Source organism: Martinezella sp. CNPSo 3957 (assembly GCF_057784395.1).
The window spans coordinates 144,957-161,289 of sequence record NZ_JBXSOU010000014.1; the positions used below are offsets into that span (position 1 = coordinate 144,957).

Consider the following 16,333-nt stretch of genomic DNA (forward strand, 5'->3'; position numbering starts at 1 on the left):
ATTCGAAGCGGGTAGAAAGCGTTAAACGGGGCAGGGCGATGACCAGGACGTCAGCACGTATTTCAAATGGCGAAAATGGCAAGGTAAGGGTCAGGGGCCTGGGCAGCGCCATGCGTCAATTGTCTGCGACTCTTCTGAGCGCCCTGCTTGTTTTCCAGCCGATGCTGGCCAACGCGCAATCCGTTTCCGCTGCTGGATCGGCTCCCGCTGCCAATCAGCCGGGCGTCGGGGCCGCCCCGAACGGCGTACCGCTGATCGATATCGTCACGCCGAACGCCACCGGCCTCTCGCACAACAAGTACGACAACTTCAACGTCGGCACCCAGGGCCTGATCCTCAACAACTTCAAAGGTGAAGTCGGCACGTCGAACTTGGGCGGCGCGACACCCGGCAACCCGAACCTCAACGGCTCCGGCCCCGCTTCCGTCATTATCAACGAAGTTACATCAGGCAATCGCTCGGCCCTGAATGGCCCGACTGAAGTGTTCGGCGGCAGAGCGGACGTGATCATAGCTAATCCGAATGGGATCACGTGCGCCGGCTGCGGCTTCATCAATACGCCGAGAGCGACGCTGACGACCGGTGTGCCCAATATCGGCGCCGACGGCAGCCTGACAGGATTCACCGTCAATGGCGGCGATGTCACCTTCGAAGGGGCAGGCGGCAATTTCGCGGCGGCTCCAGGCGCGGTCGATCTGTTCGACGTCGTCTCCCGCCAGATCCATGTCAACGCGCCGATCTATGGCAAGACCGTGCGCCTGACTGGTGGCGCCAGCCAATACAATTATGCCACTGGAGAGGCGACGGCGCTGACCGCCACCTCGGGCACGCCGGAATATGCGATCGACGGTTCGGCGCTCGGCGCCATGCAGGCCGATCGCATCAAGGTCGTCGTCACGGAAAAGGGTGCCGGCGTCAGGATGAGCGGCGATATGGCCGCCAATGCCGGCGAACTGTCGCTATCGGCCGACGGCAAGATCTCGATCGGCAATGCGTCCGCACGCGATGGCGTGACTATTACCTCGAAACAGAGGGTCACTGCCGCCAAGCTGACCGCGAGGCAGAAGGTCAAGGTTCAAGCCGATCAAGGCATTACCCTGCAATCGGTTGCCACCGACAGCGATATCGTACTTGCAAGCGGAACCGGCCTGCTCAGCGTCTCCGGCGACGTGAACAGCGGCGCGACCACCCAGATGAGTTCAGGCGGCGGCATTGCTGCTGGCAGCGTTACCGCTGGCAATGGTGCAGCGACGCTTGTCGCCAGCTCCGGCGATATCGCGATTGCCGGCGCTGCCAACAGCACCGGCGACCTCACCCTGACTGCCACGGCCGGCTCGATCTCGGCCGCCTCGCTGTTGAGCTACAACAATCTCGCTCTTACCGCTGGTAATAGTCTTGCCGTTTCCGGCAATGTCCTGGCGCAGGGCAATGTCAGCGCCACTGCGCGGTCAATCTCCACCGGCATGGTTGTTTCCGGCATTAACGTTGCTGCCACGAGTGCCGATCCTGGCGGGAATGTCATTCTTGGCTCCGCAGGCAACTTGAGCTTGACGGCGACTGGCGGCACGATAGCTACCGGCAATCTGCAGTCGGGCGGAAGCCTCAACACCAGTGCGACCGGCGATATCGCGGCGGGAAATATTCAATCAGCCGGCAATCTTACCGCGACCGCGACCTCGCTCACGGCCGCTAACGTTACCTCGCATGGCGGGCTCACCGTTAACGCTGCGATGAACGCGAGCGGCCAGATTCTTGGTGCGGGCGACATCCTGATCTCCGGGGCTGGCATTCAGGCGACCGCTATCGCGTCCGGCGTCGACTTTGCCTCAACCAACGCCGCTGGTGGCAATATCGTCCTAGGTTCGGCTGGCGCACTCGATCTAAAAGCTGCCGCCGGAACCATCACGGTTGGCACGTTGCTGTCGGCCGGCAATCTGATCGCACAGGCTTCCTTGCTGCAGTCTAGCAACCTCACCAGTCACGGCAACGTCCGTATCGACGGCGGCATGCGCGTCACCAACCAATTGCTCGGAGCCAGCGATATCACCATCAATGGCAACGCCAATGGTGTTAGCGCTGGTCTGCTTGCGTCTGGGGTCAATTTTGCCGCGACTAAGGCCGCCGCCGGCAATATCGTGCTGGCAGGTAGCGGTGATCTGACGATCAACGACAGCGTTGGCGCCATCCAGGCAGGAACCGTGCTGGCGGCAGGCGCGATCAACGCCACCGGTCAGACCCTCACTGCTGATGCGATCACCGGCAGCAAGAGCATCATACTGACCGGCGCCACCAGTGCGACCGCCGGAAGCGGCAGCGTGAAGATCAGCGGCCAGGTGCTCGGCGGCGGCAATGTCGGCATCGCCGGTTCCAGCATCGCGGCTGATGCCATCGTCTCCGGTGTCGACATCGCCGCCACCAATGCGGCGGGTGGGCGCATCACCCTTGGCCCGACGATCACGGGAACTGGCAATCTGACACTGACGACCGCAGGCGCGATCAGCGCCGGAACGCTATTGTCTGCGGGCGATCTCATCGCGAACGGCTCATCGATATCCGCCGGCAATATCTCCGCGCATCACAACATGACGCTTGGCGGCGTCGTCAGCGTCAGTGGCCAGATTCTCGGCGCCGGCAACGTGCTGATCTCAGGTCAAAGTTTGTCGGCACAGACGCTTGTCGCTGGTATTGACTTTAATGCCACCAATGCCGCCGGTGGCAATATCGTCCTTGGTCAGACCGGCGATTTGGCCGTAAACGTCAATGGCGCCGTTGCGGCATCGACCATACAGGCCGCGGGTGCCATCGGCATCAGCGGTGCATCGGTCTCCGCAGCTTCAATCACCGGCCAAAAGGATATTAGCCTTTCCGGCGGGTCAGCCGGTGGTGTCGCTGTCACCAGCCAGCTGCTCGGAGGTGGTAATGTTGGCATCTCCGGCTCGAGCATTAAGGTTGGTACTGCGGTCTCGGGTATTGATTTCGCGGCAACGGCAGCCGCTAATGGGAACATCGTCCAGACGACAAGCGGCGATCTGACGCTTGTCTCAGCCGGCATCATCGACACTGGCACGCTGCTCTCGGCCGGCAAACTCAATGCTACCGGCTCGACCGTCACGGCCGGGACCGTCACGGCGCATGGCGATATGACGCTTAGGGGTGCCACTAGTGTTGCCGGCCAGATCCTGAGCGCCGGTAACGTGCTGATCACTGGCCAAAGTCTGGCAGCGCAGACCGTCATTGCGGGCATCGATTTCAGTGCAACCAATGCCGCGGGCGGCAACATCGTTGTCGGACAGCTCGGGGAGCTGACGGCTCAGTTGAGTGGTGGATTCTCGGCATCGACGATGCAAGCCGCCGGTGCCATCAACGTCAATGCCGCGACCGTGACGGCCGATACCGTCACTGGTCATCATGACATTACCCTTTCCGGGATAACGACCGTCAATCAGCAGATCTTGGGTGGCGGCAACATCGGCATCTCCGGCTCAAGCATTCAAACTGGGGCTATCGTCTCCGGCGTCGATTTCGCAGCGACGGCTGCCGCCAATGGGAATATCGTCCAGACGACAAGCGGCAACCTGACGCTCGCTTCGACCGGTGCGATCAATACCGGGACATTGCTGTCGGCCGGTAGTTTTTCGGCTGGCGGCGCGACTGTGACTGCGGACGCGGTCACAGCGCATGGTGATATCACGCTTAGTGGCGAGACCAACGTTACCGGCCAGGTTCTCGGCGCCGGCAACATCCTGATCACTGGTCAGAGCCTGTCGGCCCAATCTGTCGTCGCCGGTATCGACTTTGACGCGACCAGCAGGGCAGGAGGCAATATCGTCCTTGGTCGAGCCGGGGATCTTACCGCCCGGCTCAATGGCGGATTGTCTGCATCGACAATGCAGGCCGGCGGTGCCATCAACGTCAATGCCGCTACCGTGACGGCCGATGCCGTCACCGGCCACAAGGATATCGCGCTTGCCGGTACGACGACCGTCAACGGACAAGTCCTTGCCGGTGGAAGCATCAGCCTCTCAGGCTCGAGCATCGCCGCAGGCGCGATCGTCTCCGGTGTCGACTTCACTGGCACTGCGGCCGCCAACGGCAATATCGTCCAGACATCAAGTGGCGATATGTCCCTGACTTCGAGCGGTAATCTCACGATCGGCACGCTGTCGTCGGCAGGCAATTTAACTGCGCAAGCGAGCGATCTGAGCGCGAGTAGCATCACAAGCCATGGCACGGCCGATCTGGTGGCCAGCGGTCGCGTCGACGTCAGTGGCCAGGTACTATCGGCCGGCAATCTCTCGATCGATGGCGCCAGCCTCAACGCCGGACTTCTGGTCTCCGGCGTGGATTTTGCAGCCACCGCCGCCAATGGCGGAAACATCGTGCTCGGAGGGGCAGGTAAGACGGACCTCACCGTTTCCGGCAATACCATGGCCGGCACGATCCTGTCGGCGGACGATATGACGGCAAAGACGGCCAACCTCCAGGCGGGTAGCGTCACAAGCCACGGCAATGTCGGCATCATCGGTAACGTCGATGTCAGCAACCAAATCCTGGCCGCGGGCGACCTCACCATCAATGGTGGCAGCATCAGCGCGCCAACCCTGATCTCGGGCATCGACTTTGCCGCCACCAATGCCGCCGGCGGCAACATCGTACTGGCATCGTCTGGCAGCACCAATCTTACGGCCTCCGGCAATATCTCGGCTGGCACGATCCTTTCGGCAGGTGGCTTCACGGCGAAAGCGGCGGATCTCATCGCCGACAGCATCACAGCTCATGGCAACGCAGACATTATCGGCAGTGTCGATATCAACAACCAGATCATTGCTGCCGGCAATCTCACGGTTAGCGGCGGCCACATCAACGCGCCGACGTTGATCTCCGGCATCGACTTTGCTGCCACCAACGCCCGTGGCGGCGGTATAGTGCTCGGAACTGCCGGCGATATGAATCTGACCGCGTCTGCGGGCATCACCGCCCAGACCATGCTGTCTGCCGGCGCTATCAATGCCAGTGGGTCTGCGATTGTGGCCAATACCATGACCGGGCATGGCGACATTACCCTTGCTGGAAGCAACAGCGTCAATGTCTCGGGCCAGCTCCTCGGCGCCGGCGACGTCTTGCTCTCCGGTTCGACCGTCCAACTCGGCCAGGCGGTCACCGGCGTTGATTTCGCTACAACCGCGCGATCGTCAAACGGCGCCATCGCTCTCGGATCAAGCGGCGATCTCACCATTAACGCTGGAAGTGCATCGGCCGGCACGCTGATCGTCGCAGGCAACCTCAACGTGGCGGCAAGCGCCTTTACGGGCGGCAACATCACGGGCCACGGTGCCGTCGCGATCGGCTCATCCACCAGTCCCGGCGCGGTCAGGATTAACGGCCAGCTCCTGGGCGCCAGCAACGTCTCGGTGACCGGATCCGCCGTCAGCGGCAACGTCATCGCGGCCGGGGTCGATTTTGCGGCGATGGACCAATCGGGCGCCGGTAACGTCATTTTAGGCCAGGGCGGCGACCTGACGCTCGCGAGCACAGCTGGCGACATCTCTTTCAACAGCCTGCTTGCTGCCGGGACGATTACGGCCAACGCTGCGAACAATATCAGCGCCAATGCCGTCGCCCATGGTGATCTGTCGCTCACAGCGCGCAACGCCATCACGCTCACCGGCCAATCGCTTGCAAGCCGCAACGCCAATCTGTCCGCCCGATCGATAACGATCGACACGCTGGTCTCAGGTGTCGATTTCGCCGCCACCAATGCTGCGGCCGGCGGCAGCCTGATGCTGCAGCATACTGGTGCAATGACGCTGTCAGCCTCGAGCGGTAGTATCAGCGCCAATTCGCTACTTTCGGGCGGCAATCTTGCCGCTACGGCGGCGCAGAACATCGGTTACAATAGCCTGCAGAGCTTAGGCGACGCTGCGCTTACAGGCCCTGGCGCCATTGCTTATACCAGCACCACCCGCGTTGGAGGCAACCTAACCCTCAATACCGGAACGCTGGATCTCTCCGGCAGCAGGGGCAGCCGGATTGCCGCCGGTGGCTCGCTAATCGTCAACGCTTCATCCGCCAATCTCTCGGGAAGCAATCTCGTCTTCGGCGGCCTGACCCTCAATCTCTCCGGCGGTGCCGATCTTTCCAATGCGCAAGTCAGCACCGTTACCAATGCTGGCGGTTCTGGCGACATCACCATCTCCGCTGCAGGCCTTGCCACCACCGCGGGCACTTCGCTGCTTGCCGCGCATGACCTGACGCTGAACCTGCCGTCGCTCGGCAACACCGGTCAGCTTGCCGCCGGCAACAATCTGACCTTCAACGTCGCTGGCGACTTCTACAACAGCCCGTCCGGCCTCGTATTTGCGGGCAACAACGCCAACCTCTTCGTCGGCGGCACGCTCACCAACGACCAGGGCGCTATCCTCGCAGATGGCGGGTTGACCATCCGGGGAACGACCGAAGGTCAGCGCAATGCGGCAGTCACCAATGTGTCCGGTCTCATTCAGGCCGGTGGTGATATGTCGATACTCACCAGCAACCTCACAAATAGGCGATCGACGACGCCGACCTGGGTAACGGGTCAGCTGGTCTCCTCTGGTGGCGTTGTCGGTACCTTCGTGCTCAATCCAGCCGTCGCAGGCCAACCCTTCGCCTATCTGGAATCGACCGATCAGAATATGTTTCAGCTTTATGCGGGGGTCGATCCGGGCCAGTTTTCCGACTACCAGCCGCTGTTATATTCGGTCGCAACCCTTGCCGACGGCACCTCCTATCATGCCTGGACCTGGGTCAGCGGCAGTGGTCCGACGGAAGTTCGACCGATCTTCGACTGGATCAAGGCTCGCGTTCCCAAGGATGCCAACGGCAATCCGATCCTCGATCCCAACAATCCGTCGCGTTATTTCATTGTCGATGAGGTTGTTCGTAATGGCTCGGATACGAGCACGACCTACACGTGGGATCCAACGTCCAACATATCGCAGTCGGTTTATGAAGACCGCTTCACCAGTGCGCTCAGCCCCGAGGCCGTGATCCGCGCCGGCGGCAATCTCACCGTCGATGCCACCAACCTCACCAATTCCTACAGCCGGATTGAGGCCGGCGGTAACGCGTCGCTCACGGGATCGACGCTCACCAACGAAGGCGTCGTTCTCAATCGCACCACGACGTTGACCTGCAGTGCCCAAAGCGCATGCACAGCTTACAACAGCGACGGTTCTGCCGATCCTTCCCGCAATATCGCCAACGGCACGTCGATCGTCTCGGGATCGCAGGTTATCGGCGGCGCGGCCGGCACGCTCAAGGCGGCCAGGGCCTTGAGCCTTAATTTCGGTACGGTCAACAATACGTCGCTCGGTTCGACGGGCGGCGGCGCGGCCGTCAGTGCGCCTTCGACATCGAATGATCCCCTGTCGGCCCTGAATGGCATGACGGCCGGCGGCGCCTTGTTCAATGTCAATGCCGCGCTAGGCAGTTTCACCTCGAATGGTGGCGCCAATGTCGGTAGTGGTCCATCACTGACGGGTACCGGTACAACGATCACCGGCGGGCCGACCGTCAATGGCGGCAACCTGACGGCAGCCGTCGGTGCGTCGGTGGGCAGCAACGGCGTGACGCTCGTGAGCGGCCCATCGATCAGCTCGGGCACCCTGACAGCTGGTGGTGCTGCGATCAACCCCAACAGCCTGATGGGCAAGCTCACCGCTGCTCTCGGCAACAGCGGCAACCTCGCTCAGGTGCTGCAGGTCAACGGCGCGCAACTCGCCTCCCTTGCGAAGCCGCAGTCGGGCGGGGTTGGCGGCACGGTGCCGGGCCAGGTCTTCCTGTTCGAAACGCGGGCCGCCTTCCTTGACGTGTCGAAGTTTTACGGGTCGAGCTATTTCATCGACAGAGTTGGCTATACGCCGGAGACCAAGGTTCCCTTCCTCGGCGACGCCTATTTCGACAATCAGCTCGTAGACGAACAGATGCGGCAGCTGGTGGGCGATGGCCTTGGCGCGGGGTCGTTCATCCCCGGCAATAATGCCACCGACCAGATGAAGACGCTGCTCGACAATGGCGTCGCTTATGCGGAGGCGAACGGGCTAGCTCTCGGGCAAGCACTGACGCCGGAGCAGGCCGCATCGCTCACTCAGTCGATGGTGATCTACCAGACGCAGATCGTCGACGGCGCGCAGGTGCTGGTGCCGGTCGTCTATCTCTCTGCCGCTGATAAGGCAAAGGTCAACGCAGGCGGCGCCGTCATCGCCGGCAACAGCGTCAGCATCGACGCTGGCTCCGTCAACAATTCCGGTGCGATTGCCGCAGCGGATGGCATGACCATCAATGCGACCGAGATCAAGGCCAATGGCGGCACCTTCCTGGCCGGTGGCAACATGAACCTCAACGCCACAAATGGCATTAGGCTTGCCGCACAGACGATGACCATCGGTGGTCAGAATGTCGTCAACACCAATGCCGGTGTGTCGGCTGGCGGCAACCTGCAGATCGCCGCGGGCGGTACGCTGAGCTTAGAGGGCACCAAGATTGCCGCAGGGGGCAATGCCCAGCTTTCCGGCACCAATGTCAATCTTACCACTGTCAAGGTCGACAACGGCGGTCAGCAGAATGCGACAGGGGCACGCGTCAACGCCGGCGGCAATCTCACCATCGCTGGCGCCAACGACGTCAACATCATTGGTTCCTCCGCCAAGGCCGGTGGCGATCTCAAGGTCAAGGCCACGGATGGCGCGGTCAACATCGTCTCGACCGACGTCGCCCGAAAGACGGACGATGGCTACAGCAAGACGACGGGTACCGATCAGCAGGCCTCGCAGCTCTCCGCGGGCGGCAACCTTCAGGTCAATGCCAACACCGGTGTCCTGATCTCTGGTTCCGACCTGACGGCCAAGGGCGATGTCGGTCTGACCTCGAACGGCGACATCAACGTTACCACCTCGCAGAACCAGTCGAACTCTACCTTCGGCAAAAACTCCTCGTCCGAGCTCACGCATAATGGCTCGACCATTACGGCCGGTGGCGATCTGGTCGCGAAGTCTAACAGCGACATCAACGTTATCGGCTCAACGATGGATGCCGACGGAAAGCTTGGCTTGCAGGCCGGTCAGAACGTCACGATCGCTGAAGCGACCGATAGCGCCACCCTCGACGTCAAGAGCTCCAGCAAGAAGAGTGGGTTCTTCGGTTCGACGAAGGAGAATGCTTCCGGACATCTGGAGACGACAACCGCGGCTGGCTCGTCACTGTCCGGCAAGGACGGTGTGACGATTATTTCCGGTGGCGACACCACGGTCTCCGCCTCCAAGGTGACGGCAGGTGATGACACTCATACCGCCGATCTCAAAGTCCAGACTGATGGCAATCTGATCGTCACGGCCGGCAAGGACACCGAGACGGAGCATGACAGCGCCAAACGCAAGGGCTTCCTGCGCAGCGGCAGCTCGAGCTATGACGGCTACAACGAGACGACGGTCGCGTCGCAGCTTTCGGCTTCTGGTGATGTTAATCTCGATGCTGGCAAGGCGGCCGCCATTGTCGGCTCAAAGGTCAATGCCGATGGCTCGCTGAATATCTCCGGCGAGAGCGTCAGCATCATTGGGGCACAGGAAAACCACGAGTCCGATAGCAAGCGCAAGGATTCTGGCCTCTTCGTCGGCTCCGGTGGCGGCTTCATCTCGCTCTACGGCAAGAACGAAAAGCAGGGCCAGCAATCTTCCACGGATAACGTCGGCTCAGAGCTTACGGCCGGGAAGGATGTCAATTTGACGGCGAGGGCCACCGATCTCAACATCATGGGATCGTCGGTCAATGCCGATCGCGACATCAATCTGTCGGCTGCACGTGACGTCAATGTCACGCCCGGCGCCGAAAGTTCCTCGCAATCCGAACAGCAGAAGAAATCCGGCTTCGGCCTGGCCCTTTCCGCCGGCAATGGCGGTTTCTCGATCGGTATCGGCGCGCAGTCGACGAAGGACAGCAAAGCGCAGCAGTCCGATACCAATGCAGTATCGACATTGGCGGCGGGTCGTGATCTCAACATCTCGGCAGGCAACAATGTCAACCTGCAGGCAACCAGCGCTTCCGCCGAGCGCGACGTCACTCTTTTCGCTGGCAACAACGTCAATCTGCTCTCGGCCAACGACGTCACCAATTACGAGGAGGTGCATGAGAAGACCTTTGCCGGTGTGACCATCTCGGTGACGAGCCAAGTCGGCAAGGCGGCTGAGAGTATCATGAACTCGGCCGAGCGTCTTTCCGACAGTGGCGGCGTCAATGCGGTGACCAACGCGGCCATTGCCGGCCTCGGCTTCTATCAGGCCTATGAGGACCTTAAGGCCGCTTCGGAAAATTTTGATGCAGGTAAGGGTCTTTCTTTCAGTATTGGCATCAATGCTGGCGTCAATCATCAGGAAAGCAGCTGGTCGTCGTCGTCCTCGACCCCGGTGGTCACGGATATCCGTGCCGGGCGCTCGATCTCCATGGAGGCCGAGAGCGGCTCCATCACCAGCGATGGCGCGCAGATCCTGGCCGGCTATGACAAGTACGGCATCCCGACGATATCGGGCGATCCACTGACCGGAGACATCTTCCTGTCGGCAGCGAACGGCGACATCAACCTCAATGCTGCCACGGGCACCTCGGATTCGACCAGCTCGAACAACTCCTGGAGCGCCGGCGTCGGCGTCAACTTCGGCTGCAGTACCAAGGGTGGTTGCCAGGAGACCGGGGTCGGGGTCAACGCATCCTATGGCAAGGGCGGTTCGGAAACTTCCGGCACCAACCACACGAACACACATGTGAACGGTACCGGCGATGTCACCATCGTCACCAACGATCTCGGGCTGAAGGGGGCGACGGTCGCCGGCAATTCGGTTGCGATCGACGTCAAGAACCTGACGATCGAAAGCCAGCTGGATACGCAAAAGGCCAAGGCCGATCAATTCAATGTCTCCGGTCAGATCGGCTTTGGAAACACCGGCGTCTCCGGCACCGGGCAGAAAGCCAAGGGCGATGCGGTTCTCGTCTCCGAACAGTCGGGCATTCATGCAGGCACCGACGGCCTCAACATTGATGTCAGCGGCCAGACGTCGCTTGTCGGCGGGCTGATTACCAGCCAGGCGACGGCGGACAAGAATTCCTTCTCCACCGGTACGCTGACGGTTGCGGATATCGATACACACTCGACCTGGAAGGCCGAAACCTATGGCGGCGGGATCGGGACTGGCGGATTGACCATCGCTCCACCCGTCAAGGCCGGCGAAAACGAGACCGGCAAGGCCTATTCTGCCATCGGCGGCAATATCGGTATCACGATTACCGATCCCGAGCACCAGGTGCAGGACATCGGGACGATCCGCCGGGATACCGAGAACACCAACACCTCGCTGCCCGGCCTGCCGGACCTGCAGAATATCTTGCGCCAGCAGTACAAGACCCAGGCTGATCTGCAGGCGGCGCAAAGGACAATGGCAACGCTCGTAGGTGAGATCGCCAGCGAACTGCGAGACCATGCTAGCACACCGGAAGAATATACCTTGTGGGATGAGGGGGGCGCAGGCCGCGCGCTCCTACACGCTATCGGCGGTGGTTTGCTCGGTGGTGTTAACGGCTGGGAGGGAGCGCTGAAAGGCGCGCTCGGCGGTGCGGCAACCACGTTGCTGGCACCAGCGATTGAGCGGCTGATCAACGGTATGGTGAAAGACAGCAACCTGTCAGCCGCCGATCGTGAGCAGCTTGCTGCTCTGCTTGGTGAGAGCCTAAGCGCCGTTGTTGGCGGAGCTGTCGGCGGCGGAGAAGGTGCGGCCTATGGTGCCGCCAACTATCAATACAACTATCTAAACGACAAACAACGGAAGAACGGCATTGCCGCCTATCGCGCTGCAAAAGAGTGTAAAGCCACCGATAATTGCACGGTCGAGAACGCCCGCCTGGCGTTCTATCTGGCGATGTCGCAGGCGAACACAGCGACCCTGATCAGTGTCTGCACCAGCGATCCATCTTCGTCGGCCTGCAGATCAATGATCAGCGATCTGCAATCGTTCGTGAACGCGTATAACAACTTGAACATTCCCACGGCAGTCGACATCGTCAACGGCACCGATGATGATTCAACGGCAGCAACGCAGGCGCTCGCCGGCATGGATGGGTTTATCCCGTATGATGTCATCTTGGCGCAGCATTTGGCCGAGGTGGCCAATGGCAAATCCGCTGATGTGGCCATCCAAGCGGCTTTGCTCGACATCAGCCAGCGCAATGGTGGCATCAAAACTTTCCTCGATGCGATGGGTGTTGCCTATGGGATCGGCTCTTGCGCGGGATCGTTTGGCATTACCTGCGCGATAGGCGCGCTCAATGCGGCGGTTTCAGCCAATCATCTCGTCTCGGCCGTGCCGCAGGCACTGACAGGCAGGAAAGCTCAAACAGCCGCTGTGCTAGCTTTGACAGGCATGGGGGTCGACAAGCAAGAGGCCGAGAAATGGCAGAATTACGTTGAAACTGGCGTTCTGGTCGTCAGCGTCGCCTATGTGGGCGGCGAGATGATCTATCAGCTGCGCGTAAACAAGGCTGCACTTGCAGCCGGCGATGAAGACTTGGCCGCCCTCAACAACAAAAGCTTCAACCCAAAAACGAATGAGACCGTCGATAATGTCTTTGGGGCGGCTTGTTCGTTTGACGGTGCGACGCTGGTCAAGACCATCGACGGCTTTACGGCGATCAGCCAGATTCGCCCTGGCAAGACATTAGTGTGGTCGCGTGATGAGAAAGGGCGCGAAGGCTACAAGCTTGCACTTGCTAAGATTCAGGAGGAGCACGCGAGAACTCTTTATTTGACCGTCAAATCCGATACGAACGGTCGCCAGCAGACTATCACAACGACGATGAACCATCCCTTCTTCGCGGTTCTCTCGAAAAAAAGAACAATCCCGACTGCGCTGCCCGAGGGGTATCGTTATAAGGGGCCGATCAAAAATGGCGCCTGGATTGCTGCAGGCGACCTTCTGTCGGGCGAAAAATTGCTCGATGCCGATGGAAGCTGGAACTCGGTCGTCAATGTCCGCATCGAAGACAAGTCGTTTGACGCCTACAATTTGACGATTGCGGACTTCCATACCTATTTTGTCAAGCAAGCCACCAATGAGGACGTCCAGGCCGTTTGGGTACACAATAATTGCTTTGATGACCTGGCGAATTTGTACAATAAAAATCATCCCCTGAAATCACTCGACATCGAAGGAGTGCAGGTTAACGTTGGCTCTGGCGGAAATACCAGCGGAACAACCATAGTTCTTGACAGTCAAACTTTGACTGATGCTCAGATATTAACTTATGCTGAAAAACTTGCCGGTGGGGCGTTAACTCCTCACCCAAGCGTTTCCGGAATTTTCACGGCTACCTCATCAGATGGAACTCGGATTACATTGCGATCAATCTCGAGCTCGGCGGGTAGTACAGGCGCTCGCTGGACCATCGATATCGCTGGGAGCGATAAAATTCAGGGGGTAAATCCTAAACTTCCCCGTGTTGAACTCAAATTCCGCTGAGAGAGGCTATCGAACGATGAAGAAACAATGGGAAGAAATTGTCGAACTATCAGAATTCTGGGCTTTCAACGGACTATGGATGTTTATTCGCGATGAGTACAAAAACTTCTCTGAGGCTCGTAAGGTTTTTTTGGGTATAGTTGAAGATCTTCTTTGTGGCGGTCGGATAAAGCTTGCGAAGAGCGGAGTATTACTGGAAAATTCGGTAAATGAGCAGATTTCCCTTTTGAGGAATGCTTTACCCGTTGATCGCCGCGAAATGATATTCGGACCTGCGGCTAGCTCATCTCTGCCGATGCGGATCGAAGATTTCGATCAAATGGCAGAAGAGGAAAAAATTGCTGAAGAAAGTTTATGGTTCTTTCGCGAAGAGTGCCCCGCTGGAGTCGTGTGGATAAGAGATGATGGTTCTGAGGAGTGGACCTGACTTTGGTCACATTAATGAATATTGATTACCCACAGAAGAGACAGAAGTTTTCAGGAGGGGCTCCGAAATGGTTATGAGATTGAACCAGCTCTCGATGAAAATATCTATACTTGGGTGTAAGACATGAAACCTATTGACTATATGTCAATGATGCTCATCCGAAGAATGTCGCGCAGTTCAATCCATGTAATATCCTGCGTCTATGAAGTAATTCCTACATTCCGTAGGAGCGAGGCGGAGTATCAAAGCGCCGACTTCTCTGAATAACAGGCTCTCCGATATGGAGACGCCATTGGAACGCACTGTGTGGTTTCATCTCCGTTGATTTCAATACCCAAGGCCAAGCACCGACATGCGCTCATAATTCCTGCGGTATGGTATTGGATACATTGGGGCGGCCTTTCGATGTGGAAGCGATGATCGCTAAAATTCCGCCTACGGACGAGGGGATTTTTTCTTAGGGCGTTGCTAAACTCTTAAAAGATCAGGGAGTTAATGCTTCGCCTTATAACGTGAGCATACGGTGAAGGCCGCTGGTCACGCCGCTTGAGCGTCGATGGTCGGCGGTGTCCAGTTCCATGGAAGCAATTGCTCCAACCTGATGATCGGAGTGTCGGCTATGCGGGCGAGGATGTCGGCAAGCCAGGCCTGCGGATCGATGTCGTTGAGCTTTGCCGTCATGATCAGCGTAGCCATGAAGGCGGCACGGTCAGCGCCACGATCCGATCCGGCGAATAGCCATGATTTCCTGCCCAGTGCGAAGCCTCGCAGCGCTCGCTCGGCGGCATTGTTGGTCAGGCAAATCCTGCCGTCGTCCAGGAATGACGTGAAGCCATCCCAACGCTTGAGCATGTAGTCGATCGCCTCTGCGACCGGAGAACTGCGCGACAGTTTTGCACGCTCGGTTTGAAGCCAAGCCTGCAGATCGTCGACGAGCGGCAGGCTGTCTCTACGGCGTCGCTCCAGGCGTTGACCGGCGGCAAGCCCGTTTATATCCCGCTCGATATCGAACAGGGCGTCGATCCGTTTGACGGCTTCCAGCGCCATGGGCGAGATCGGCGCAGCGTTCTTTCCACGCTTGGCATTCGCCGCGATGTCGGCGAGCACGAAGAACTTACGTCTCGAATGTGACCAGCAAAACGCCTGCCTTAGCGGATTTGGATCGCGATCAACCTTGAACAGCGGATTATAGCCGCCATAGGCATCCGCCTGCAGAATGCCGGTGAAGGTCTTCAGATGGCGTTCCGGATGCTCCTGTCGCCGGTCCCGCGATGCGTAATACAGCGCGGCCGGCGGTGAGAGCCCGCCGAATGGTCGGTCATCCCGGACATAGGTCCATATGCGACCGGTATCGGTCTTTCCCCTCGCCAGGATCGGCACTGTCGTGTCGTCGCCATGAAGTCGCTCGGCGGCCAGAACGTGCGCTTCGATCAGTGAATGGATAGGCTTCAACGCCGCGGCGCATGCTCCGACCTGGTCGGCCAATGTCGATAAGCTGAGGTCGACGCCCTCGCGGGCATAGCGTTCGCTTTGGCGATTGAGCGGCTGGTGCTGGGCGAACTTCTCAAACAGGATCATCGCCAGCAGGTTCGGCCCTACAAAACCGCGGGGCGTCACATGGAAGGGTGCAGGTGGCTGCGTAATCTTCTCACACTCGCGGCAGGTGAACTTCTCCCGCACCGTCTGGATGACTTTCCACTGACGCGGGACGACCTCCAGGGTCTCGGTGATGTCCTCACCAAGCTTCGACAGTTTGGTCGATCCGCAGCAGGCGCAATTGGCGGGAGCGGCGATAACGACGCGCTCGCGTGGCAGGTGTTCAGGAAACGGTTTGCGTGATGGGCGCTTGCGCTCGAAAGCTTCGACGGTTGAGGCTTTGGCTGCGATCTCCGCGACCAATTCATCTTCACCGGCGTCTGCCTCGAGTTCCTCGAGCTGCAGTTCCATCTGCTCCAGGAGCCGCGCCTTGCGCTCGGACCGGCTGCCGTAGAGTTCACGGCGAACCTTGTCGATCTCCAGCTTCAGCCGTGCGATCAGCGCCTCGGAATGTGATACGAGTGCCTTTGCGCTGGCGGCTTCTGCCTTCGCAGTCGCCGCTTCTGCTTCGGCTGCGACACGTCGAGCGCGTTCCTGGGCCAGCAGTGCAAGCGCACTGGCAAGGTCGTCCGGAAGCTCTTCGGTCGCGTTGCTCATGACAGGATGGAATCATATTCGCTCCCATCATGCCAGCATTTTTGCCTATCCGGCAGATGTTGGCCGCCAGGTCCTTTGCGGCATCCGCCAGTCGATACCCTCCAGCAGGTAACCGAGCTGCGCAGGCGTGATCACCACCGTGCCATCGGCTGCTGATGGCCAGATGAAGCGTCCG

At 59.5% G+C, this 16,333-nt stretch carries 4 protein-coding genes; 2 read left to right on the plus strand and 2 right to left on the minus strand.

Annotated elements, in window-relative coordinates; all coding sequences use genetic code 11:
• The first annotated feature begins 38 nt into the window (after positions 1-38).
• Both AC13QE_RS26145 and AC13QE_RS26150 read left to right on the plus strand, forming a co-directional pair.
• Complete coding sequence (locus AC13QE_RS26145) at positions 39-13,538, plus strand: hemagglutinin repeat-containing protein (protein WP_488485883.1); 13,500 nt, start codon at positions 39-41, stop codon at positions 13,536-13,538.
• A 16-nt stretch (positions 13,539-13,554) separates the two neighbouring features.
• Positions 13,555-13,965 carry a DUF596 domain-containing protein gene (locus AC13QE_RS26150; protein WP_488485884.1) on the plus strand — a complete coding sequence of 137 codons (411 nt, stop codon included), beginning with the start codon at positions 13,555-13,557 and terminating at the stop codon, positions 13,963-13,965.
• A gap of 537 nt (positions 13,966-14,502) precedes the next feature.
• On the opposite strand, the gene tnpC is transcribed toward AC13QE_RS26150, so the two are convergent.
• A complete protein-coding gene (tnpC, locus tag AC13QE_RS26155; protein ID WP_488485885.1) occupies positions 14,503-16,158 on the minus strand; it encodes an IS66 family transposase in 1,656 nt (551 codons plus the stop codon).
• Between the two features lie 45 nt (positions 16,159-16,203).
• Positions 16,204-16,323, minus strand: coding sequence for a hypothetical protein (locus tag AC13QE_RS26160; RefSeq protein ID WP_488485893.1), 120 nt, complete (start codon positions 16,321-16,323; stop codon positions 16,204-16,206).
• Between the last annotated feature and the right edge of the window lie 10 nt (positions 16,324-16,333).

Excerpts from the sequence above, each read along its gene's own strand:
- AC13QE_RS26150 (WP_488485884.1), top strand. The coding sequence starts at position 13,555 with ATGAAGAAACAATGGGAAGAAATTGTCGAACTATCAGAATTCTGGGCT.
- AC13QE_RS26145 (WP_488485883.1), top strand. The coding sequence starts at position 39 with ATGACCAGGACGTCAGCACGTATTTCAAATGGCGAAAATGGCAAGGTA.
- tnpC (WP_488485885.1), bottom strand. The coding sequence starts at position 16,158 with ATGAGCAACGCGACCGAAGAGCTTCCGGACGACCTTGCCAGTGCGCTT.